Origin of the sequence: Mycoplana rhizolycopersici (assembly GCF_013378445.1) — a bacterium.
Taxonomy (GTDB): domain Bacteria; phylum Pseudomonadota; class Alphaproteobacteria; order Rhizobiales; family Rhizobiaceae; genus Mycoplana; species Mycoplana rhizolycopersici.
This window is the reverse complement of sequence record NZ_JABXYK010000046.1, coordinates 1-1,111: the sequence shown is the minus strand read 5'-3', so window position 1 is coordinate 1,111 and position 1,111 is coordinate 1. Positions and strand designations below refer to the sequence as shown.

The 1,111-nt window shown below is 60.0% G+C and carries 4 pseudogenes; 1 reads left to right on the top strand and 3 read right to left on the bottom strand.

Going from position 1 to position 1,111, the window contains the following annotated elements:
* Positions 1 to 152 precede the first annotated feature (152 nt).
* From HV823_RS26325 to HV823_RS26315, 3 pseudogenes are all read right to left on the bottom strand, one after another.
* Positions 153 to 341 (bottom strand): annotated as a pseudogene (locus HV823_RS26325) (integrase); the annotation flags it as partial.
* A gap of 86 nt (positions 342 to 427) precedes the next feature.
* Positions 428 to 694: pseudogene (locus HV823_RS26320) on the bottom strand (FCD domain-containing protein); the annotation flags it as partial.
* Positions 695 to 855: pseudogene (locus HV823_RS26315) on the bottom strand (alpha/beta hydrolase); the annotation flags it as partial.
* 30 nt (positions 856 to 885) lie between these two features.
* On the opposite strand from HV823_RS26315, the pseudogene HV823_RS26545 reads away from it, so the two are divergent.
* Positions 886 to 1,111 (top strand): annotated as a pseudogene (locus HV823_RS26545) (hypothetical protein); the annotation flags it as partial.

Here is a 1,111-nt window from a genome sequence, read left to right as displayed (position 1 = left end):
ATTGGGCAAAGTCGGCCCGCGAGCCGATGGTCGTTGTTTCCATGGTTGTTTTCCTCGCATTTTCAGAAAGGCATTCAGATGCTGTCGGCATAGTGGCAGCCAGCGCGCTCTGGTATTGCGTCCGCGCGAGCAGGCCCTTCAACCGATTTCAATCAGACAATCAATCGCGCCGCCCTGCCGCGCTTGCGGTTGGGATTGTTGTAATAGGCGGCCGCCTGGGTCAGCGACCTGTGCTGCGACTGCTGCATCGCCTCCGGCAGGGGAATGCCGAGATTGGCGGCTTCGGTGAGGTAGCCTGAGCGCAGGCCATGGGCGGAGAACTTTCCCGGATCGAGCCCGCAAGCGCTTCGCCCGGCTTCAGCCAAACAACTTGACATCACCGGCCTTCAATATTGAAGGTGGTTAAAGGGAAATCACGGACGCGATCCTAGGCATTGAAGAGATGCCGGCCAAGCACTTCGGCGAGCCGTTCCTTGTCGCGCGCTTCGAGCGCGGTGATCATCTCTTCATGCTCGGCCACGGCCGCCGCCCATTTTTCCGGACCTTCATGGCCGACGAAGCGGATGCGCTTCAGCCGGGTTTGCAGCATGATGTGGATATCCGCCAGCGCGGCATTCTGCGAAAGACCGACGATTGCGGAATGGATGTCCTGGTTCAGCTTGTAGTATTGAAGCCGATCAGAGGATTTGTAGCGTTACGGAGCCTTCGCCGCCTTTTCGATGACGTCAGCAAACTTTTGGGGCTGCGAGGCGAAGACGGCGTGCTGGATTTAATCTCAGTCACTAAGCTGCCGGCGCGCTTTGCCATTTCACGTTCCAGTTCGGGATTGATGGATCGGTCTTCGGTCGCCACAATCTCCGGCCTATTCTCGCGGCACAAAATAACATGCCGACCGGGAACGAGGGCAGGGGGCCGCAGGTCCAGCAGACCAGCAACGCCTACCGTCTTTCGCTTCCGGAGCGCGCTCGGCGGCTTCTCGGCCGTTACGGTCAGGCCGCACCAGAGCCGGAGGATTTCAGTCAGGCGCGGCAGAGCCGCGCCGCCGAGCTGGATGCGCACAGGAAGAGCCACCCCGTGTCCGAGCGTCCGGTGTTAGATTTAGAAGACGGTC